Source organism: uncultured Haliea sp. (genome assembly GCF_963973825.1).
Classification (GTDB): Bacteria; Pseudomonadota; Gammaproteobacteria; order Pseudomonadales; family Halieaceae; genus Haliea.
The window spans coordinates 245,162-265,315 of sequence record NZ_CAXBAE010000004.1 but is presented as its reverse complement, the minus strand read 5'-3'; the positions used below and the strand labels follow the sequence as shown (position 1 = coordinate 265,315).

Sequence of the window (20,154 nt, the reverse complement as noted above, 5' to 3'; positions counted from 1 at the left end):
CCCCATGCAAGACACCCCCAACATTCTGCTGTTGATGACCGATCAGCAGCGCTACGACTCCCTGGGCTACGGTCGCGGGGACGGCGTGACTGACACCCCGAACCTGGACGCCCTGGCGTCCCGCGGTGTCATCTTCGAACAGGCCTACAGCAGCGACACGGCCTGCATTCCCGCCCGCTCCTCCCTGCTGACCGGGCTGCTGCCGCACCGCGTACCCACCGGCGGGGGCCGTCGACCGCGGGCGCAGACGGCCAGTGGCCTGGCGTTGACAGAAGGGTACTGGACACTCGCCCATGCACTGCGGGACGTGGGTTACGATACGGCGCTGTTCGGCAAGATGCACTTCTCGCCGATACGCGCGCAGCACGGCTTCGACACCATGGCGATGTGCGAGCACCTGCCCGCGGGCTACCCACGGGATGAGGCCGACGACTACCGGCACTGGATCACGGGTTCCGGGCGCGAGGATCTGCGTTTTCAGCGCCCGGGCATACCGCGCGTCTTTCCCTATGCCGCGGAGTGGCACCCGACACGCTGGATCACAAGCCACGCACAGGCGTTTCTGCAGGACCCGGCGCGCCGGGACTCACCGTGGTTCACCGTGGTGTCCTACACGGACCCGCATACGCCTTACAGCCCCCCCGAACCCTACGCCTCCCGTTTTCGACCCGAGGATCAGGTACTGCCGCAATCGGGCATGGAGAGCAATGCAGGGCTGCCCTGGCCGTTCTCCAACATCACCGTGCGCCACCCGCGAGGCACCTTTTTCGAGCCGGACCGTGTGGATCACCACGCTGCGGACCACCTTCCCAAAGTCCTGGCGGCGATACGTGCCGGCATCAATCACGTCGACGACATGGTGGGTGAGCTGCTGCAATCCGTGGATCTCGACAACACACTGGTAATCTTCCTCTCCGACCACGGCGACTACGGCGGGCATCGCGGTTATCTCGGCAAGATTCCCTGGCTGCCCTTCGACGACATCGCACGCGTGCCTTTCTTCATGGCCGGTGCCGGGGTCAGCGGCGGCCGCCGTGTGCAGGAGCCGGTACAGAGCTTTGACGCTGTCGCTACCGTGCTTGAGCGCGTCGGCTTGCCCGCACCGTGCAGTGATCTGGACTCACAGAGCCTGTGGGGCGTTCTTGAAGGGCGCGCTCCCGTACCCGAGAGGCCAGTTTTCTGTGGCACACTCGAAGGGTCACCGATGCTGCGCCGGGGTCGCTACAAACATATCTGGCACACCGTCGCCAACGTGCACATCCTGTACGATCTGGAGTCCGATCCCGGCGAAACGCACAATCTTGCCGCTGAACCCCGCCACCGTGGGCTGCTTGATGCCAATGTGGACACACTGCAGACCATGCTGGCGCGCCCTGTGCCGCCGCTGTGGCGGAGCCCCGCCCGCTGAGGCGAGGGCGTTATCGCTGGCGCTTGCGCAAATGTATTTTCGACGCCTGCGTGGGCAGGTGCCCGAGGAAATGCAGTGGCTTGTCGCTGAGCAGCTGGTCGTGTCCACGCAGTGCCTGGTACTGCTGCCGATAACCGGCCAGTTTTGCCTCTCGGGCCACGCGCTCGCTATTGGTCGTCGTGCCACCATGCACCTGATGAAAGCTGCCCTCCCCCACCAGTTGCACCGAAACCGCCCCGTCTGCATCCAGCGCGCGCTTGTACAAGTCGAGGTTGAGAAAACCGCCACCGGGCAGGTCGAACCGCTCATCGCTGCCGCCCACTGAAAAATAGTGTTCCCGGCTCATGAACAGACAGTTTGATTCGAACATGCGATTGAACCAGGTAATGCTGGCGGCGCCGCCCGAGAGGGGTGTACCCACCTCAAACAGCCTGTAGCCGTCTTGCGGCCAGTCGATGCGGCGCAGCAGGGCATCCTCCGCGTTCTGGTCGTAGCCCTGCAGCACGGTCTCGGGCTGTTCTCCCGGACCCATGTAGAAATAGCGCGCCGCGACCACCGGGCAGGGAAAGGCGGCAAAAGCCCGCAGGGCCCACTCGAAGACGCCCGGCGTCAGCAGGTGCGCGCCGTCAATCATCAGGCACAGCACCTCGCCACGCGCCAGCGCTGCCGCGCGGTTGAGGGCCTGGGCCGGAGACGCCAGCGCATCGTCGATACGCAGCAATTGCACGGGCACGTCGTCATTCAGACCATCAACCTGCAGCGGCCGGGGTGAACCGTTGTCCACCAGAATGACTTCGTAGTCGAGGTCGGCTCCGATCGTCTGGTAGCTGCGCGCGAGGGCCTGCAGCGTCCGCGGAATCTCACGCTGCATGGCATAGGCAATGACAATCACGGACAGTTGCATGGGAGGTCGGTGGTGCTCCAGGCGTCAGATAAACAGCGGCTGCTGCCGCGCGGGTGCGGTAGAGGCGGCGAAGAACCAGGCCTCGATGGCATAACGGACCGCGCTGTGATGATCCTCGAGCGCGGTGCGGTGCAGACTGTATTGATCGAACAGCAAGGCGTCACCCGGGGCAAAACGCGGCTGGACTATCGATGCCTCCGTGGCGAGGCGGGCCACCCGCTCCGGCCCCACCGTCCAGTCAAACCAGGCGCCGTCGGTGCCCGTGGGGTGTATCTCCCGAGGCCCGTCGACCAGCAGATCCATGCCGGGGGCAGGCGCATCGCCACCACAGTCACTCAGCGCCAGCCACAGATTGAGGGAGCGAATGTCTTCACCCAGAAAGCGGCCATCCTGGTGCCATCCCGCATTGCCGTTTTTCTTCGGCGCCATCTTGCGCAGCACCCATTTCTTGACCGACAGTCGAGCGGGCTCACCAAAATAGGACGCCAACAGCGCCGGCAGGCCCAGGGACTCGTAGAGCGCCAACAGTTCACAGGCCATGCGCGGTGAATCGGCGACCCAGATGGAACTGCTTTCCACGGTCTGCCCGGGGCGGCGAAAAAATTGTGACGGCGCACCCCAGGCCTCGGGGGAGCGCACATACCAGGCCGCCTGCGGCTCCACAGGGGGAAACACATCGGGATTTTCCCGGGCCCCGACCACGCGCTCGATCTGCTGGCGCAGTGTCTCGACCGTGGGCGGCTCGAGCAGACCACGGACGATCAACGCACCGCTGGAATACACGGCTTCCCGCACCCGCGCAGCGCTCAGCTCAGAGGGTGCGATTTCGGGGATGCCCACGCTGCCAACCGCGCCCAGCGGCGCTGTTACCGGCGGTGCGCTTTCGGGAGGCGCCGGCATTGAGCGCCCCGCCTCGATACGCCAGTCAATCAGCTGCTGCTGCACATCCGCCGAAGGGCGCTGAATATTGGCCCGGGTCAGCGCGGCCAACGCCTGTGCCCAATCGCCCTGCTCGCGAAAGGCGAGAGCCTGGGCCAGCAGCGCATCGGGGGTCACGCCAGCGACAGACACCGCTCAGCTTTCTCCGGCCTGCTTGCCCTGCCCCCCCTTGGGCGCATAGGCACTGTCCTTGGGTTTGAAGCGCTTCGCCTGCCGGCGCGCCTCCAGGAAGTGGGCGGCGTGAGAGTAGAACTGGCGCAGGCGCTTCTCCGTTTCCGGGTCGCCGGAAAACAACAGCTCCGTCAGCTCGGATTGCACCGGCGTGCCTCCGGGCTTGCGCAAGACACCCAGTCCGAACCCGTGATTGAACTTGAAAATTTCACCGTGGCTCGCTTCCAGTTCCTCGAAAAACTTCCAGGCGCCAAAATCCTTGAGCCTGGCCATCACATCGTGAAACAGCACGATGCCACCGGGGCGCACCTTCGGGTACCAGTTGCTGAAGTCCTCCCGGACCGCCTCGTAAGTGTGCAGTCCATCGATGTGCAGCAGGTCGATGCTATCGTCCTCGAAATGGCGCAGCGCCTCATTGAAGTACATACGCAGCAGGTAGGTAATGCCGCGGTAGTGCTCCCGCGCATGCTGCTGTACATCCTGGTATACCGAATCGTCGTAGGCGTCGGTGTGCTCGTCCCCCTCCCAGCAGTCGATGGCGTAGGCGACGCCGTCAATATCGTTCTCTACCATGGCCTGGCAGAAGGTGAAAAAGGACAAGCCGTTGTACACCCCCAACTCCACCACCAGCCGGGGCCGCAGGGCGGTGACCAGGTCGTAGGCAAAGGGCAGATGGTCGACCCAGGTGCTGAAGACCATGCGCCGGGGTTCGAAGCGCTGGAGTGACGGTGGAAAGTAAATCTTGCTGCTCACTGGGTGTCCTCAGGCGGGGCCGTGGGTCAGGGGGGACTCCCCGCGCGCGAGGAGCACACGGGACGCCGAGTAATGCACAAATTTCTGCGCCTGCTCGGGAATCTCACCGAGATACAGGGGCTGGCTGCGGGGGCTGACGAATTCCTCACCGCGCAATTCCCGATACTGGGCCTTGCTCTGCTCGATATACGCTTCGCGTTTTTCGCGACTCTGGCCACCGGTGGTAACGCCGCCGTGGAACTGGTGGAAGGTGCCCTCACCCGGCGCGATGATGTGCTGCACCCCCGGGTATTCGCAGGCGCGCTTGTACAAATCGAGATTGATCAGGCCGCCGCCGCGGAGGTTGAAGCGCTCATCATAGCCGCCCAGGCCTCGCCAGATATCGCGGGGAATACTGATGCAGTTGCTTTCGCTGTTGGGCATGAAAAGTCCGGGGGCGCTGGAGCCGCTGAAACAGGCGATATCGAAGAGTCGATAGCCCGCCTCGGGCCAGGCAATGGAGTCCAGCAGGGCGCGCTCCTGCTCCAGGCTGTAGCCGCTGTTCACCGCCTCCTGCTGCAGTTCCCGGCCGAGGTGGTAGCCGGGAATCGCCACCACGGCGCTGTCACTCAAGCGATGCCCCATAAGGATGGTGCGCACCACACCTGGCGTGAGCATACGCGCGCCGTCAATGATGACGCAGATATTCTCGCCCCGGGCCTGCTCGGCGCCAAAATTGATGGCTCTCGCCGGGCTGGTTTCGGGGTTCTCGCGCAGGAAGTAGCGCACGTTGGCAGGCAGGCTCTGCAGGAACTCACGACGCATCGTGTTGGCAGAGGCATTCTCCACCACGATCACTTCATATTCATCGCCGCTGACCCCCAGCTGATAGCCCGGCAGCAGTGAGCGAATGGTGTTTTCCGCCTGCTGCTGCATGTCATAGACGATCACCACAAAGCTGACGCTGAGCACATCCCTGGCGCGCGCAGTGCGATCATCTTTTTTAAGGAAACGTGCCAGCATTTATTATCCGTTCAGCGGCCCCGGTGGCGTGTGCAGATAGTAACGGACTGGCTGCCATACCGCCACGCCGTCAGGGGGGCAGGCTTGACCCGCCTCACAGGCTCACCCGCCGCAACCGGTAGTAGAGGTAGCGAATCTTCCACGGCAGCCGCGGCTGTGTACTGGCCTGGTAGGTTTTCAGGGTGTTGTCATAAAACCGGGTGGGCGCCGCAACGGGTTGCAGGCGCAGCCGGCCAATCACATCATCAACATTGCGGTTGAACAGGGCCTCCCCATCGTCAAAACACAGCAATGGGAAGGGCTTGCGGCGATATTCCCGATACAGCATACGATTGTAGGCATACCACAGCGCAAGCGCCTGCTGCCGCGGCATCTGGCTGCGGTTCAACAGGGAGGCTGCAACCGCTTCCGGGTGGCGGAATATACCGACCCGCTCCAGCCCCGGAACCAGCTCACGCCAGCCGGCCAGCAACAGCAGGCATCGCGGGTCCTTGAAGCCGAGTGCCTCCACCCCCGCATACTCGGCCAGCAGGCTGCGGGCCCGCTCGCGGTGGGCGTCGGACCAGTTTGCGGTCCGCGGCGGGCTGTCCCAGGCACCGCCATTCGCCGCGAGGATACTGTCGTGCAGGTCGACAAAATCCTGGTTCTCGCGATTGCCCTTGCGATTGTAGGGGTTCCAGGTGTGGTGCTCGCCAAGCTCCAGGCCCGCTTCCTGCAGCGAGCCGGTGAGGCAGCTGGTGCCACTGCGGTGCATGCCCAGTATGGCGATCACGCGCCGGGGTTGGCCCGTCATGCCGGCGCCTCCCGCCAGGGTGCCACCCACAGCAGCAAGAGCATGCCAGGTACGGCCAGCAGGGTGCAGAGCAGGAAAAACGACTGCCAGCCCACCGCCTCGACAATGACGCCGGTACTGGCATTGGCAAAGGTTCTCGGCAGTGCGGCGATGGCCGTGAACAGCGCAAACTGCGTGGCGGCGTAGGTGCGGCTGGTTTCACGGGCAATGAAGGCGGTAAAGGCCGCCGTGCCCATGCCGACACCGAGGTACTCAAAGGCAATGACGACCGCCAGCAGCCAGAGTAGCGGCCCGCTGCCGGCCAACACCGCGAAGCCGAGGATGCTCAGCAGCTGCACTGCACCGAAAACCCACAGGGAGCGATTGATACCCAGGCGCAGCATGGCGACACCGCCCAGCAAGCCCCCCACGATTGCCGGCCACAGGGCCGCGTTCTTGGCAACCACGCCGATCTCGGTCATGGAAAACCCCATATCGATATAGAACGGGGTTGCCAGGGCCGTCGCCATATTGTCGCCGATCTTGTAGAGCACCATGAAGCCAATCACCAGGCAGACGCCCGTCCAGCCACGGCGCTGCAGGTACTCCGAGAATGGCGCTACCACCGCCTCGCGCAGCCCTGTGCCGGTCGGTAATTCGGAGTCTGGCTCGGCAACCAGCAGGCTCATGCACAACGCCACCAGCATGAACGCGGCCGTTATCCAGAACACCGTGCTCCACGGCAGAATATCCGCGAGGATCAGCGACAGGGAGCCCGGTATCAGGCTCGATATGCGGTAGGCCTGTACGTGAATCGCGTTGCCCAGGCCCAGTTCCCGGTCGGGCAGGATTTCGCGGCGAAACGCATCCAGCGCAACATCCTGGCTGGCGCTGAAGAACGCCACCCCAAAGGCCAGCCAGGCGATCACCCAGGTGGATTGCTGCGGATCAAAGGCGCCCAGCACACCAATGGACGCAATCAGTGCCAACTGGCAAAGGAACATCCAGCCGCGACGCCTGCCCAGCAGTGGCGGAATCCAGCGATCCATCAAGGGCGCCCAGAGAAACTTCCACACGTAGGGTATGCCGACCAGCGCGAAGAGGCCGATCTCGGCAAGGGAAACCCCCTGGTCACGCAACCAGGCCGGAACCAGCTGCAGCAGCACATACAGCGGCATGCCCGAGGCAAGCCCGGTGAACACGCAGATGAGCATGCGCCGATTGAACACGGCTGAGCGCCAGCCGCTGCTTTCCAGGTTCATGTCTGTCGCGCCTACACCCAGGACTCGAAGGTCACTCTATCACTGCCGGATACCGCATCCCACAGGCCCTGCTCGGCGATGACCAGCAGCGCCGCGCGGGCAAACAGCCCGCGCAGGCTGCCCAGGTGCCCGCCGAGGCCGGCCGCCAGAAGCCGCTGCAGAAAATCCCCCAGGAGAGCGCGGTCCAGCGCGTATTCGGGCACTGCGGCGGGCTCCGGTACCGGCGCCTGGAAGAAGTTGCCGCCGTCACCGACCACCGCGCCGAGGCGCTGGTTGGTCCGGGTCCAGCGCTCGCGCAGGCGCCCGTAGCAACCCATATTGACGTAGCGCACGCTTTTCAACGGCGACTCTTTACACAGGTTCAGCAGCAGGCCCACCACGCGGTCGTTGTCCGCCTTGTCGTATCCCATGTGGTTGAGGCAGCGCTTGATATACAGCTGGTTGGCACCCAGGCCGTCGTTGGGTTCCGCGCCCACAGCACGCAGCGGTGGCAACCCGGTCACCTGGCAGAAGTCCTTGACCATGTCGCCACCGGGCCACTGCGCCGGCTCAAAGGGGCGCACGCGGAGATTGGCGTGACCGAATGCGGCACCCCACATATCGACCACCTGGTCGTAGTCGCGCTGGAATATCTGGTGCGTCTCATAGAACTCGTAGGCGCTGCCCGGCCACTGCCGCGCCCCCTTGACGTCCTGGTTATAAAACGAGGCATACAGCTGGTCCTGGCGTCGCAGGTACATCAGGACACGCACATCGTGGCCGGCGAGCGCCGCCTGGATATCGCCCAGCATCCGCTCGATGTTGATCGACTGGCCAAAGAACAGTTCCGAGCTGACGATGGCCGTGTGCACGGTGGGCCCGGCGGCCGCAAGCTCGGCCCGCAGGCGCGACCAGGCCTGGCCCCGGGGAAAATCGCCGTACCAGATGTCCGGCATCGGGTTGGCCTGGTACTTATCGATCAGGTCCGCCACCAGCACATGGTGCGCATCCCCGTGGCGACAGGTCGCGGGGTAGAGAATACCCGCAGCCAGCAGGTCGTCGTGGTGCGCGGCCAGCATCGCCTGCAGGCTGGATGTGGCCGTCTTCGGCGCGCCGATGTGAAGGTAAACGGTGGCCATAACGACTTCCCTTAGCGCACGATATCGTGCATGGGGCGGGCAGAGAGCCGGCGTTTGATCGCCTGCTGCACCCGGAAGGGGACCCAGGATACCAGCCGGGCCACCAGGGGGTGCCGACTGATGCGCCAGATCAACCCCAGCAGACGCTCTGAGCGACTCAGGCGCGGCGTGCCCGCATGCAGATTGGCCGCCAGCGAGGCAATGCGCCCCGGCGCAAACACCCCCTTCCGGGAGACCACGGGCGCCAGATAGCCGCCCGCATAGAAGCTTGCGTCAGGGTTCGCCACCGGGCTCGGGGGCGCGCTGCCGGGCTGTTCGCCGCGCGCCAAGCGCAGCCACAGCTCAACCCACTGTGCGGTGCTCGTGTTCCAGGGCATGATGGTACTCAGGGGCCGGCCCGACACCCGCTCGACAAAGGCACCGATGTCCGGCACCACGACGGGCAAGCCCAGGTGCAGGGCGAGGCTCAAGGTGTAGCTGTAGGTCTCGGGCCACTGGGCCGGAAACCACACGACATCCGGGGCAATCGCCTCAATCAGGCTCCAGGCCTCGGCGTTGGCGTAGGGACCGTGGGTGACTACCGACCGGCCCAGCGCACGATAGGCATAACCCAGCAGGTGGAACTCCACCAGGCCGCTCGCGGCCAGTTCATCGGCCACCGACTCCAGCACATCAGCGCCCTTCTCTCGACTGATTGCCCCCACCACCAGCACCTTCAACGGCCGCGACGGCAGGTGCCGCCAGCCCGGCTGCGGATAAGGCTGTGAGGCGAGAAAATCCGGGTGCCAGGCGGTCACGGCGTTGCGCACCGGGAAGAACCTCTGGAAGCGCGCGGCGCAATCGGCGGAGGGGAAAATCACGCGCTCAGCCTGCTCGATCAGCAGCCCCTGGCTGGCACGCCACTGTTCCGCAGAAACACCCTCGGGCAGCGGGTAGTGCCCGGCACAGCGCTGGTCAAAATCACTGGCGTCGTCACCGACAAAACGCGCATCCGCATCCGTGAGCGTCGGGTTGCCGTTGATCAGGTAATAGTCGTGGATGGTGAGATCGTGCTTGCAGCCCAGGGCACTGGCGAGCACCCACAGCCGCGGGTGCAGCCCCATGGTGTGGTGGAAATGTACCCGGCCGATACCCAGCTCGCGCAGCAGTGCCACCAGCGCATCGAACTCGTCGTCCACCGAGAAGTGCAGACCGTCGGCCAGGCGCACACCGGCGTCAAACACACTCAGCGTGACCGTCTGCCCCTCCACTGCGGGCGTCAGTTGTACAAACAGGGCATCGGCCGCGTACAGGCTGGCCAATTCATCGACATGCTGTTGCGCACCGCCACCGAGTTTGTGCGACAGGCAGAGAATTTTGGGCCGCGGCTGCCCGGCCAGCAGGGCCAGCAGGGCGCCGGTACGTGCGCCGCGCGCGGGGTCACGCGCGATGAAGGCCTGAATTTCCGCGTGATACCGCGGGTAGCGCTCATCCAGCAGCGCCATGGCCTTGGCAACGCGCGGCGTTTGCTCGTCGGCGAAGCTCACTCCACCCTTGTGGTAGACAAAGCAGTTGGCGAGGTGCAGATTGCGCCAGCCGGCACGCTGCGCGCGCTGGCACCAGTCGTTCTCTTCGCCATAGCCGCGGCCAAAGGTTGCCACATCGAACAGGCCAACCTCGTTCAGGCAATCCCGCCGCAGGTACATGCAGCAGCCGACGCCCGTGGGCACCTCGAAGGCATCAGCCGCGCTGAACTGCTCCGCGAACACCCGGTCGATCTCTGCGACATCAAGACCGAACAGCAGCGCATTGTCCTTGCAGAAATTGGGAAAGCTGCAGATGGTGGCGTTGTTGGCGAAGGGTGTGAGACTGCCTGCCCGGGGATGGTGGTAGGCCGCCTCCCGGAGGCGGTGCAGCCAATCGTTGGCCACTTCGACATCACTGTTCAGCAGCACGACATCGCGTTCCGCATCGTACTGCATGCCCCGATTGGCCGTCGCGACGAAGCCCAGATTCTGCGCGTTTTCCAGCAGCACGACGCCGTTATGCTGCCCTGCGAAATCACGCAACAGGGCGGTGATTTCAGGGTCCGGCGAACCGTCGTTGACCACCACCAGACGCGCCCAGGCAGGATCCGCCGTCGCCAGCGCGGTTTCCAGGCAACGCCTTGTCTCCTCCACACCGGTATAGACCGGCACCACGATGTCAACGCTGCGCACGCTCACTCCTGTTGACCGCCCTGCGTTGTTCGCCCGGACTACGGCTCACGTTTGCGGTGCACCCGGCGCAGAATGCGGCCGACCACCGGGGTGGCATAGATTTCGGCGATCTCACTATCCTTGTCGGCAATTTCACGATCCTTCTCAGCAATCACCTGCAGCGCATGGCTGTGCATGTCACCAATGTCGGCCAATCTGCGGTCCAGTTCTGCGATCTGCCCGTCGCGCTCTTCAACCGTTGCCAGGGCGCGCTCCAGCCAGGCGCCGGTTTCCTGCAGTCGGCGATCCAGATCGGCAATTTGTGCATCGCGCTCCGCGATGGTCGCAAGTGCACGAGTGTGCGACTCACCGAGGTCAGTCAGCTGTGTGCCGCGCGCTACAAAGCCCTCGGCCCACTCAGACAGCAACCCCGCAACGGGGTACTGCCGCTCGATCGCCGCTTCCAGTGCTGCCAGCTCACTGGCGGCAATCACCGGCTGCTCCAGCAGATTGAGAGCGCCCGACGCACCGGCGCCCGACGCACCGGCGCCCGACCCGACGGCGCCCGAGGCACTGTGGTGCCGCAGGTCGCTTCTCACAGCCGCTGCTACGGCATCCTCGCCCGCCTGCAGGGGCAGCTGTGTTGCCAGCCGCGACATGACCCCTGACGCGTCCTGCAACAATTCCGGAAAGCTGACCGCAAGTGCAGATGGCGGTACCGCCGCATCCAGCGCGCGGCGGTAAGCCAGGTCAAGCCGCAGACCATAGCCCAGCGGAAAACCATCGCGCCGCTGCAGGGATTGCGCCACCTCAATCGGCGCGCGGGATGCGGTGCACACCTGCGCGGCCACGCCCAGGTCAGCGCAGGCAAGCAACCAGAGCGGCAAGGTGATGCAGAGGCGTGGATCCTTGACCACCTGCACAGGGCCACTGCCAAAGCCGCGCTGCAGTATGGCTTGAGCACAGGCCTGAAAGCGCTGCAGGGCCTCCTCGGGCCACCGGCACTCAGCGCCTCGGGACACGGCATACCAGCGCATCCCTGCCGCCGCCAACAATGCCTCGTTGGCCGCCACGACATCGATGTCCTCCCAAAAACCCTCGTCGTTCACGCCGGCCATGGGCGCCAGCAAACGGTCGCCGAAGGTCGCACCGCAGGCGTGCAGTGCGGCACACAGCGCCGAGGTGCCGGAGCGGTGCATTCCCACCACGAACAGTAACACTGGCGCGCCGGACAGCGGACTAGCGGGAGGCATGACGCCTATACCCGGTTGCAAGCATCACGCCGCTGATCAGGGCGTCGCTTTGTAGGGCGCCAATAACGCGTCCACCACGTCCCCGTTGATATACCCCTCGTCGGAGATCATCAGATTCGCTTCGAAATCCTGTACCGCCAGCTTCTGGTACTCTGCTCTCAGGCTCTGCAGGATCGCGGGGCGCACCTCTTCAAAGGTGCGGTAGTGCTCGGGCTGGATATCGTCCAGTCGGATGATGTGTACACCAAACTGGGTCTCCACCAGGTCGGAGTAGCCACCCACCTCGGCAATGTCAAAGGCACCGCCGGTGTAGCGGGGTTCTACGCCCTTTTCACCCAGGCTGAACCACTTTTCGAAGCGCCCGCCCTTGTCGCGGGAGCCCGGATCCTCGGAATATTCCGCAACCAGGGCCTCGAAATCCGCCCCTTCACGCAATTTGGCGAGCACCTCACGAGCCACCGGCCGAACCGCCTCGCGGTCACACTGGCCCGGGGGACACATAAACAGAATGTGGGAGGTCAGGCGCTTCTCCGGCACCAGGGCAAACTTGTCCTTGTCGGTCGCATAGCGCTCTTCGGCAAGGGCCGACATGTCGGGGATCTCGATCGAATTTACAAGCTGCTCGATGGCGAAGCGCCGCTTCAGGCCCTGCAACTGGAAATGCAGTTTCCAGTAGTCGTCACCGTGGGTCTCCGGCGTCATGCCGTCGACGGACTCGGCGAGGCGCTTGTTCATATAAGCAATGTTGAGCAGTTCCATGCGGTCGCCCAGGTCGTTGGCGGCCGCAGAGCGCATCTCCGCGCTCCAGCGGGAAATGATCTGTTCGAGCTCGGCACGGTTGATACGGGTTTCGCCATCCGCAATGGCGACCGGATCATCGGCAGCAGCGCCCACAGTGATACACAGCAACAGCGCGGCACAGCTGAAAAAACGGGTAAGGGACATGCATAAACCTCTGGCAATAAAAAAGCCGGCACCTTGCGGTGCCGGCCTTCATTTTACTACAACAGCGCGTTAAGACGCTATTACGGTGCGCTACCGTAAGAGTGCTCAACGATACGACCGTAGTTGGCATCCGGGTTGCCGGGGAAGCTACGCTCCCAAGCTACGAAGCCAATTTTCGGGATCTCGTCAGCATTCACACCCGTTGAGTCACAGCCGTATGCTGTTGCCGCGGCAACGATACCAGAAGCGCCATTTGCCAGGCTGGCAGCGGGCAGACCGTTATCAGCCGTCGCGTCACAGATTGCCTGAACCTTGCTGGCCGCGCTGGTTACGTTCAGCTCAGCCCAACCGAAGGGGCTTTCCGGTACAGCAACTGTGATATCGGAGTTCTCGCTGCCCAGTACGGCTTCAGGGCCCCACTGCACGACGTTAACCTCGAAAGGCAGAAGAGTCTGAACCGTCAGGCCGGGAAGCTGCGGAGAAACAACCAGTTCACCATCGGGCTGTGAACGCTGCTGCTCTTCACGATCGTACACGTCAAACGATGCTACGGCCGGGATGTCACGGTGGTCGCACGCGCCAGTGGTACCAGCGAATACACCTGTAGCCAGCGGAGCACCAGCGTTACAGGGGATTGCGTCGTCAGTGCCTGCAGTCAGCAAAGAGCCGAAGTAGTGCGGCAGGTCAAGCATGGTGTACTGGCCCGGGAAGGTGATAACCCAGTCGGTACCCACGTTCAGGTCAGCGTTGGCGGACCAGTCGTTGATCACAGACGCACCACCCAAGATGCTGCGCAGGGTTGAGAACTGGCCACGGTCGCCCTGCTCAGGAATACCACCGTTCAGGTCGGGGTAGTCGAAGCCGAGAAGGTCGGCAGAGAACAGACCAAACTGCTGGTTGGTGATCGCTGCCTGGGTCAGGAAGCCGGCAATGTGCGTAGCGCTGTTGCCGAATTCACGACCGCTGCTTGCGTCGCGGATGAAGTAAGAGACTTTCAGCACGTCTTCAGGTGCGTCGTACTCGTTCAGTGCCAGCGTGGTGCCGGCAGACGAAATACGCTGCACGGTAGATACGCCATCTACAACACCGCGGGTGGTGGTAGCTACACCGCCAGCGAAGAAGTTGTCACGCACGGCAGCACAGTCAGCCGGGATACCGGTCGCTGCGTGCTTGGCAGAAACCGCGATCGGAGCCGTTTCGCTGGTGGGCTGACCCATGCCGATGATTTCGATGTAGCCTTCATCAGCGTCTGCACGGTAGATACCGGGCATGGTGAACTTGCCGTTGGCCGCTGCGGGCGCGGTGCAAGAGTTATCGGTGGTGTTGAAGACAACATTCTCGCCTTCAGCCGCCAGGAAGCCGGTCCATACGTCCTTGGGGGACAGGATCAGGTTAAAGTCCAGGGCGTCCATAGAGTCGGTACCACGACGCAGGCGTACTTTAACAACCTGGGTGGCATCGCTCGTGTTGGTGATGTGAACGCCGGTGACGTTGCCGTCACGGACAGTGTAGTAAGGGATCAGTGCCAGGTTACCCAGGTCGCTTGCAGCAGCCAGTGACTGTGCATTTGCGACGCCGTTGTAACCCGCGGTCACGGCTGCTACTGCAGCAACAAGACCCAGAGGCTTAAACTTTGCATTCATAAGGAGACTCCTAATGTGTTTTTACTTCACAACCAAAGTACAGATTGCTAGCGCTATTATTGCTAACTGCAGCTAGCTGTCAACCAACGTGCCCTCTCAACCACTGGCACTATGCCACCATTCGCCATTGATGCTAACCCATCGCTCGCGAACAGTTGAAGGCATAAACCCGAACTGAGCTGACACCGAGGTTTGTTTGATCGGCTTGGACATGACCCGAACCGCCACACTCGCCACAGCTGCCTCGGCATCATAGGCAAGGACTTCGACAGCTGTCAACTGCCAATCCAGCGAATAGGAAAAATTGCGAATAAACATACTCTTGGAGAAAACAGCTCGGTAATTAGGTGAAGCGAACTCATAGGCCGCCTCAAAGTCCCTGTCGATGATCGCCTGCCAGCGCCCGCGCACACGATCCTCCAGTGCCGCCACCTCGGCCGGACTGAGGGTTTGCGGCTTGCCGGGCGCGGTACCGCAGCCACTCGCAAGGGTGAGCACACAGGCCATCAGCAGCGCTGCGGAGATTCGATACATTGCATCTAACATTATGAAAATATTACCTTTTGTTGCATTGGGCGCGGATTATACCGCGCCGGTGGAAGGGACGGAAAGGGCGTAGCGCTCAGCCCTGTGTGCGCCGCCGGGCCTCGCGTTTCTGCAGCGCCCACTGGTAGAGCGCCAGGTCCTGGGCATGAAATTCACGCACCCGCTGGCGCAGCGCCGGCGCCAGTTGCTCGGGGCCCGCGGGCAGCTCTGCGGCGTTGACGACCTGCGCCTCGACATTTATTCCCAGGAATTGTGTGGAAAAATCACGCAAATCTTCTGCGAAATATTCGGTAATTCCCACGAAATCGAGGGCTCGCAGCGGAAAGGCCCACAAGAACTGGCTATACACGTTCCGCAGCTCCGGCGCCAGGCAGAACTGCTCCAGCGTCCAGGCCTCCTCAACCACACGCCGGTGCAGGCTGGAGGTGTCGTCCGCTGCCGGATCATAGCTGCGCTGCCAGTAATAATAGTGGGAGACCAGACGCTGCAGCGGTTCGCGCAGCCAAGTGACGAACCGGCACTCCATGTAATCCGCCAACAACAGGTACTTGATGGGCAGGAAGTGGCCGTGGATACAGCCGACGTCACGGTAGGCAGCGGGCTCGGCCGCGAGACTGAACTCCAGGGCTGCCGCATGCCGCTCGGGCAGCGGGCTGGCCAACGGATAATCGGCATAGTCGGGGGCAAAGCCGGCACCGTAATGCGTCTCCAGCGCCGCCCTGAAACTCAGGCCCGCGGTTTTCGGCATGTGGATCGAAACCAGCACCCGGTCTACTCGGCCACCAGGGGGGCACTGATCAATTCCATATTGCGCACCCGCGAGCGCAGTTCGCGGCTGACATCGCGCAACTCCTGCTCATTGTTGATGACCCGCGGTGTGATGATCACCAGTAGCTCGGTGCGCCGGTTACTCTCGGAGGTCGTGCCGAACAACGCGCCCAGCACTGGCATGCGGTGCAGCAGGGGCACTCCGGAATCAGTCGCGGTAGCGTTTTCCCGGATGAGGCCGCCCAGCACAACAGACTCATTGCTGCGCACGGCGACCCGGCTCATGATATTGCGCTCGAGGAACGTGCGCTGGCCGGTGGCGGAATCGACATTACCGACATCCGTCACCGACTGCTCGACATCCATGGTCACCAGCTGGCCCGCATTCACAGAGGGCCGTACCATCAGTTTCACACCGGTATCCCGGTAGACGATGTTCTCGGTGACCGTGCCACCGTCGGTGGAGGACGTACCCTGTCGCACAGGCACCTGGTCACCCACATGTATATAAGCAGGATGATTGTCCAGCACCATGACCGAAGGCGAGGAAATCACGTTGATCAGCGAATCCTCCGAAAGCGCGTTCAGCACCGCGCTGATATCACCCAGCGAGTTGGTGACCGTGTAGGAGAACCCGGGTGACGTCGCCGAGGGTCCGCCGGCGCTGTTTCCCAGTTGCCCGAAGCCGTCGTAGTCGCTACCCAGGCCGTTCTTGAAGGTCCACTCCAGTCCGTAGCGCAATTCATCGGTCAGGCTGACCTCCAGAATGCTGGCCTCGATGATCACCTGGGTGGCGATGACATCCAGCTGCCGCAGCGCGTCCTTGATCAGGTCGTACTGCTTGCCCGTCGCGTAGATCATCAGGGCGTTGTTTTCCTCGTCCGCGACCACGCGTACATCGGCAACCCCCTGGCCTTCCTCACCCCCCAGGGTGGCGGCGCTGGAGGAAGTGCCCGGGGCGCTGCCAAAATCGGCACTGAATCCCGCGCTGTCACCCGCACTGTTCGCGCTGCTGCCAAAGCTGCCAGAACCCGAACCGCTGGCTCCGCCACTGGCGCTACCGATGGATTCCATAGACAGCCCGGGCGCGACCTCGCGATCCGCACTGTAGCCGCCCCCGGTGCCGGCAACACCACCGGTGGCACTGGCGCCGCCGGCGTAAATGTTGCTGATCAGCTCCGCCAGCCGCGAGGCCGTGGTGTTCTGCACGGGATAGACGAACAGCCGCTTTTCAAATTTGGAATCCGGGCGCGAATCCAGCCGCTCTATCCAGGTGCCCAGGGTATCGAGGTAATGTGAGCGGGGAGTCACCACCAGCAGACTGTTCAGACGCTCGATGGGGATGATCTTCACCAGCTGCCCCACCTCCTCGTCGCCATTGCCACCGGTTCTGAGCATGCCCTGCAGCACAGTCGCCGTTTCTCCTACCCGGCTGTGCTCCAGGGTGAACAGGCCCACCGACATGCCCTTGAGCAGGTCGACATCAAAGGTGTCCACCATGTCCAGCCAGCCGTCGATCTGCATCCGTGTACCTGCAAGCAGCAACAGGTTGCGCGTGTTGTCGATACGCAGGAAGGCCTGCTCGTCCGCCACCGGGCGCAGTATCTCCGCCATATTGCTGGCGCTGATGTACTGCAGTGGTACAACTACGGTGCTGTAACCCGCACCGGGATCGCGAGGGTTGGAGAGCCGCGGTGCCTGACGGCTCGCCTGCTGCGCGCCTGTAACCAGATAGCGATCCTGGCTGTCACGTACCATCACCATCTGGTTGGCGCTCAACAGGGATTCGAGGATCGTCAGCAACTGGTCGCGGGGAATCGGCGTGCGCGAACGCAGGGTGATCGTGCCCGCTACGGGGCCGTCGAGAATGTAGTCCAGGCCCAGAATATCGCCGAGCACGGCGTGCACCACCTCGCTGAGAGGTGCGTCTTCAAAATTGAGGCTGACGGCATCACCGACCAGGCGTACCGCGTCACGCTTCCCCGGAATGCGAACCTGCTGGTCGCTGCCGCGATAGATAACCGGCTTTACCCGTTCTTCGGCCGACTCGGCGAGTTCACCGGCACTGCGTGACAGCGCCGGCTCCTGTGCCGCCGCAGCCGGTGCGCCGGCAGATGGCTCGGTGGGTTCGCCGCGGTACTGATTGTCCAGCAGCGCACAGCTGGTCAGCAATGGCACCAGCACCAGCAATCTAGAGAACCGTCGCAACATAACCTTTCCTTGACCTGTCCATTATCGTCAGCGCCCGCTGCGCGGCCCTGTTTCTACAAACCTTGTTCAACGCCGACCTCCGAGGGTCAGCTCATCCAGGCCGTCTGCGGCCTGACTCTGGGGGGCCGAGCCCGGTGCGCCACCGGTCTGCGGGGGAGTGATGATCGGCGACGCGCCCTGCGCACGCTCCAGCTCGAGCCGCTCGCGGCTGCCGCGTGTACTGCTCAGTGTGGCGCCGCCACCGTCCATCGACTCCAGCGTCCAGCCCCTGAGTTCATCACCCACGGCAAGGCGCTGCTGCTTACCTTCCACACGCACAATGATACCGCCGCTCTCGCCACCGCCATATATCCCCAGCAAACGGATAGCCTTTAACGGCGACGCCTTCTGCGTCGACGTCTCACCACTGGGCATCCCGCCGTCGTCAACCGGGCGGCGCCCCTCCCAGAACAGCGGGCGCTCGCGCAGTTCAGCGCTTCCCCGGGTATCAAGCAGGCGCCCGGCAATGCGGTCAGCCACGGTCAACGAGGCCGCCGTCGGTTCGATGGGCTCAGGAGCCGGCGGCAACAGCACGCGCAGTAAAAAGAAGCAGAGCTGTAGCAGCAACAGCAATCCCAGCAGCAGTACCAGCAGCTCTACGCGGCGCTCCGTGCGCTGCGGCTCGTGCTGCACACGATAGCGGTTCACTGCTGCAGCCAGATGCCTCATGAGCGCACTCGCAAGGCCAGGACCTGTACCGTTGCCGTGATGGTCTGCGCTTCAGGTTCGTCGCCACGTGCCCGGTTGCGATTCGGCCACACTTCGATGGACTCCAGTAGCAACAACGGCAGGTAGGCATTGAGGTCCGCGAGGGCGGTATCCAGGGCAGGCAGGCCGCCGGAGGCCGTCAGCTTGACGGCAATGTGATCGAAACCATCCTTTTCGCGTACGGGCAGTATCTGGCTGTTGCTGACCGACAGACCCGCAGCGCCCAGGATCTCGCGCACATTCTTCTGCAGGTTGGCGGATACCGTGCCGGGGTCATCCGCTGCGGGGTAGACCAGATCAAGCACATCGGAACCCACAACCTGCGCCGCCTCGCGCACCTGTTCTTCCCGGTTCAGCAAGCCCTGTAGCCGGGCAATGCGCGGCTCCAGGCGCTCGATCTGCAGCTGGTAGGCGCTGCGCATGCCGAACAGGCTGATGGCGAGGTACAACAGCAGCAGCGCGGGCAGCGCCAGCGTGCCGAGCACCATCACCGCGTAACGGGGGTTGCCGCGCAACCAGTTCATTGCCCGCCCTCGCGCAGGCGCACATTGACGTTGAACTGCTCTATGCCACTGTTGCCAACTGCGGTGATGCCCTGGTCTGCCACCTCCTCGTAGGCAGCTTCCCGCGTCAGGGTTTGCACCACGCCGGCGGCGTCCGCGGCGCGCCCACGCAGGCGCAGGTCACGCCCCCGCTGGGTGTATTGCACAATATAGGCTTCGTCCCCCAGCAACGCGGTCAGGCGCGCCAGCTCACGGTGTGGGTCCGGGTATTCGCGCAGCACATCGTTGACCGCAAGAATCGTCTGGTTGGCCACGGAGAGCGACTGGCGCTGGCGGGTGACATCCGCGGCCTCGCGCTCGACCCGGGTCGCCAGGGTTTCGTACTGCTGTAACCTGAAATACGTGCCGCCCGCGGCGAGCGCCAGAATGAGCAGCAACAGCAGCAGGGCACCGCCGAGCAGCAGCGCGATGCGCAACAGGCGGCGCTGGTAACGTGCCAGTCGCGCACCCTCACCGAAACCGCGCAATACGATCGGCCGTTCTCCGGCCAGCGCCCAGACCTCGCGCTCCTGCACATCATGGACATCGTGCTGCTGGCCGAGGTGCCGCATGGCCGCACTGCGCGATGCAATGGCGAGTTCCACCTGCAGGCCCTTCTCGCCGCGCTGGCTCAGCGCCCAGCCCGCTGCGGTATCACTGGCGGGAAAGGGGCTGTTGGCCATGACTTCCAGGCGCATCACCGAGTCGAGCTCATCTTCTGCAGCCAGCGGCAGTTGCAGGGTCTTGAACAGCACCAGTGAATCCGGCAGAACAATCGCCGAGCAGGTCGGCTCACCCGCAAGCACCGGTGCGCCGGCGTGGAAGTTACCGTGAACACCCGCTCCCTCCACCTGCACCACGTCGTCGAGGCGCGCACGCACCGGAGAACGGTCACCCCAGAGAAACTCGGCCCAGGCCACCTGCCAGTGATGCCCAATGCGGCGCATATCGTAGCCGAAGAGGTACCATTGTCGGGATTGATCAAGCATAGCG

Annotated in this window: 18 protein-coding genes; 1 reads left to right on the top strand and 17 read right to left on the bottom strand. The window is 63.5% G+C overall.

The features are described from left to right. The first annotated feature begins 4 nt into the window (after positions 1 to 4). Positions 5 to 1,408: a sulfatase-like hydrolase/transferase gene (locus tag AACZ17_RS07550; protein WP_290743266.1), complete on the top strand. Its 1,404-nt coding sequence runs from the start codon at positions 5 to 7 to the stop codon at positions 1,406 to 1,408. A 10-nt stretch (positions 1,409 to 1,418) separates the two neighbouring features. Here the strand turns inward: AACZ17_RS07550 and AACZ17_RS07545 are convergent, their stop codons facing one another. From AACZ17_RS07545 to AACZ17_RS07465, 17 genes are all read right to left on the bottom strand, one after another. After that, positions 1,419 to 2,312 carry a glycosyltransferase family A protein gene (locus tag AACZ17_RS07545; RefSeq protein ID WP_290743263.1) on the bottom strand — a complete coding sequence of 298 codons (894 nt, stop codon included), beginning with the start codon at positions 2,310 to 2,312 and terminating at the stop codon, positions 1,419 to 1,421. 24 nt (positions 2,313 to 2,336) lie between these two features. Further along, positions 2,337 to 3,383 (bottom strand): phytanoyl-CoA dioxygenase family protein, encoded by a 1,047-nt coding sequence (locus AACZ17_RS07540; RefSeq protein WP_290743260.1) that lies wholly within the window; start codon positions 3,381 to 3,383, stop codon positions 2,337 to 2,339. Between the two features lie 3 nt (positions 3,384 to 3,386). Continuing rightward, a complete protein-coding gene (locus AACZ17_RS07535) occupies positions 3,387 to 4,175 on the bottom strand; it encodes a class I SAM-dependent methyltransferase (protein ID WP_290743257.1) in 789 nt (262 codons plus the stop codon). Positions 4,176 to 4,184: 9 nt separating this feature from the next. Next, on the bottom strand, positions 4,185 to 5,177 hold the full coding sequence (locus AACZ17_RS07530) for a glycosyltransferase (RefSeq protein ID WP_290743255.1): 993 nt from the start codon (positions 5,175 to 5,177) through the stop codon (positions 4,185 to 4,187). A gap of 94 nt (positions 5,178 to 5,271) precedes the next feature. Further along, positions 5,272 to 5,970, bottom strand: coding sequence for a hypothetical protein (locus AACZ17_RS07525; protein ID WP_290743252.1), 699 nt, complete (start codon positions 5,968 to 5,970; stop codon positions 5,272 to 5,274). Further along, positions 5,967 to 7,211 carry an AmpG family muropeptide MFS transporter gene (locus tag AACZ17_RS07520; protein ID WP_290743249.1) on the bottom strand — a complete coding sequence of 415 codons (1,245 nt, stop codon included), beginning with the start codon at positions 7,209 to 7,211 and terminating at the stop codon, positions 5,967 to 5,969. Before AACZ17_RS07520 ends, AACZ17_RS07525 begins: the two co-directional genes overlap by 4 nt. Before the next feature lie 11 nt (positions 7,212 to 7,222). Further along, complete coding sequence (locus AACZ17_RS07515; RefSeq protein WP_290743246.1) at positions 7,223 to 8,329, bottom strand: hypothetical protein; 1,107 nt, start codon at positions 8,327 to 8,329, stop codon at positions 7,223 to 7,225. 11 nt (positions 8,330 to 8,340) lie between these two features. Beyond that, positions 8,341 to 10,527, bottom strand: a complete 2,187-nt coding sequence (locus AACZ17_RS07510) for a glycosyltransferase (protein ID WP_290743243.1) — start codon at positions 10,525 to 10,527, stop codon at positions 8,341 to 8,343. Positions 10,528 to 10,565: 38 nt separating this feature from the next. Then, positions 10,566 to 11,759 (bottom strand): hypothetical protein, encoded by a 1,194-nt coding sequence (locus AACZ17_RS07505; RefSeq protein ID WP_290743240.1) that lies wholly within the window; start codon positions 11,757 to 11,759, stop codon positions 10,566 to 10,568. 36 nt (positions 11,760 to 11,795) lie between these two features. Beyond that, a complete protein-coding gene (locus AACZ17_RS07500) occupies positions 11,796 to 12,704 on the bottom strand; it encodes a peptidylprolyl isomerase (RefSeq protein WP_290743237.1) in 909 nt (302 codons plus the stop codon). Positions 12,705 to 12,784: 80 nt separating this feature from the next. After that, positions 12,785 to 14,347 carry a hypothetical protein gene (locus tag AACZ17_RS07495; RefSeq protein ID WP_290743234.1) on the bottom strand — a complete coding sequence of 521 codons (1,563 nt, stop codon included), beginning with the start codon at positions 14,345 to 14,347 and terminating at the stop codon, positions 12,785 to 12,787. 96 nt (positions 14,348 to 14,443) lie between these two features. Next, positions 14,444 to 14,893 carry a hypothetical protein gene (locus tag AACZ17_RS07490; protein WP_290743231.1) on the bottom strand — a complete coding sequence of 150 codons (450 nt, stop codon included), beginning with the start codon at positions 14,891 to 14,893 and terminating at the stop codon, positions 14,444 to 14,446. A gap of 76 nt (positions 14,894 to 14,969) precedes the next feature. Then, positions 14,970 to 15,641, bottom strand: a complete 672-nt coding sequence (locus AACZ17_RS07485) for a hypothetical protein (protein WP_290743228.1) — start codon at positions 15,639 to 15,641, stop codon at positions 14,970 to 14,972. 23 nt (positions 15,642 to 15,664) lie between these two features. Further along, positions 15,665 to 17,872, bottom strand: coding sequence for a type II secretion system secretin GspD (gene gspD / locus AACZ17_RS07480; RefSeq protein ID WP_290743225.1), 2,208 nt, complete (start codon positions 17,870 to 17,872; stop codon positions 15,665 to 15,667). 66 nt (positions 17,873 to 17,938) lie between these two features. Beyond that, on the bottom strand, positions 17,939 to 18,580 hold the full coding sequence (locus AACZ17_RS07475) for a hypothetical protein (RefSeq protein WP_290743222.1): 642 nt from the start codon (positions 18,578 to 18,580) through the stop codon (positions 17,939 to 17,941). Beyond that, positions 18,577 to 19,143 (bottom strand): type II secretion system protein GspM, encoded by a 567-nt coding sequence (gene gspM, locus AACZ17_RS07470; RefSeq protein WP_290743219.1) that lies wholly within the window; start codon positions 19,141 to 19,143, stop codon positions 18,577 to 18,579. The genes AACZ17_RS07475 and gspM overlap by 4 nt, the downstream gene beginning before the upstream one ends. After that, a complete protein-coding gene (locus tag AACZ17_RS07465) occupies positions 19,140 to 20,150 on the bottom strand; it encodes a general secretion pathway protein GspL (protein ID WP_290743217.1) in 1,011 nt (336 codons plus the stop codon). Before AACZ17_RS07465 ends, gspM begins: the two co-directional genes overlap by 4 nt. Positions 20,151 to 20,154: the final 4 nt, after the last annotated feature.

Bases quoted from the DNA above. Each gene is read 5' to 3' on its own strand.
- AACZ17_RS07475 (WP_290743222.1), bottom strand. From the start codon at position 18,580: ATGAGGCATCTGGCTGCAGCAGTGAACCGCTATCGTGTGCAGCACGAG.
- AACZ17_RS07550 (WP_290743266.1), top strand. From the start codon at position 5: ATGCAAGACACCCCCAACATTCTGCTGTTGATGACCGATCAGCAGCGC.
- AACZ17_RS07465 (WP_290743217.1), bottom strand. From the start codon at position 20,150: ATGCTTGATCAATCCCGACAATGGTACCTCTTCGGCTACGATATGCGC.
- AACZ17_RS07520 (WP_290743249.1), bottom strand. From the start codon at position 7,211: ATGAACCTGGAAAGCAGCGGCTGGCGCTCAGCCGTGTTCAATCGGCGC.
- AACZ17_RS07485 (WP_290743228.1), bottom strand. From the start codon at position 15,641: ATGCCGAAAACCGCGGGCCTGAGTTTCAGGGCGGCGCTGGAGACGCAT.
- AACZ17_RS07505 (WP_290743240.1), bottom strand. From the start codon at position 11,759: ATGCCTCCCGCTAGTCCGCTGTCCGGCGCGCCAGTGTTACTGTTCGTG.
- AACZ17_RS07490 (WP_290743231.1), bottom strand. From the start codon at position 14,893: ATGTTAGATGCAATGTATCGAATCTCCGCAGCGCTGCTGATGGCCTGT.
- gspD (WP_290743225.1), bottom strand. From the start codon at position 17,872: ATGTTGCGACGGTTCTCTAGATTGCTGGTGCTGGTGCCATTGCTGACC.
- AACZ17_RS07545 (WP_290743263.1), bottom strand. From the start codon at position 2,312: ATGCAACTGTCCGTGATTGTCATTGCCTATGCCATGCAGCGTGAGATT.
- AACZ17_RS07515 (WP_290743246.1), bottom strand. From the start codon at position 8,329: ATGGCCACCGTTTACCTTCACATCGGCGCGCCGAAGACGGCCACATCC.
- AACZ17_RS07500 (WP_290743237.1), bottom strand. From the start codon at position 12,704: ATGTCCCTTACCCGTTTTTTCAGCTGTGCCGCGCTGTTGCTGTGTATC.
- AACZ17_RS07495 (WP_290743234.1), bottom strand. From the start codon at position 14,347: ATGAATGCAAAGTTTAAGCCTCTGGGTCTTGTTGCTGCAGTAGCAGCC.
- AACZ17_RS07530 (WP_290743255.1), bottom strand. From the start codon at position 5,177: ATGCTGGCACGTTTCCTTAAAAAAGATGATCGCACTGCGCGCGCCAGG.
- AACZ17_RS07525 (WP_290743252.1), bottom strand. From the start codon at position 5,970: ATGACGGGCCAACCCCGGCGCGTGATCGCCATACTGGGCATGCACCGC.
- gspM (WP_290743219.1), bottom strand. From the start codon at position 19,143: ATGAACTGGTTGCGCGGCAACCCCCGTTACGCGGTGATGGTGCTCGGC.